Consider the following 320-nt stretch of genomic DNA (forward strand, 5'->3'; position numbering starts at 1 on the left):
TCGGGACGGGTGTTCTGGATCATCGCGGCATCCAGGCCCATCCCGGCCATCACGACGAAGCCGTGCTCTTCGACGGTGCCGTCGGCACGGCGGATCCGTGCGATCCCGGTGTCGGTCGCGAGCACCTTCCCGTCGAACGTCGCGCGGATCATCGCGTCGGCGTCGTCCAGCGGCAGGTTGAGGTTGCGAGCGAGGAGGTTGCCGGTGCCGCTCGGGACGATCGTCAGCGGGATGCCGGTCGAGGTGAGGGCCTCGGCCACGGCGCGGACGGTCCCGTCGCCGCCGGCCACGAGGACGGCATCCACCTCCTCCTCGATGGC

General features: G+C 70.9%; 1 protein-coding gene. It reads right to left on the minus strand.

What is annotated here, in order from left to right; genetic code table 11:
• Positions 1-320: diacylglycerol/lipid kinase family protein (locus ACZ3HG_RS23270; protein ID WP_465334682.1), on the minus strand; the 320-nt coding region annotated here is incomplete at both ends.

It is taken from the genome of Erwinia sp. PME.40.26/001 (genome assembly GCF_055556675.1).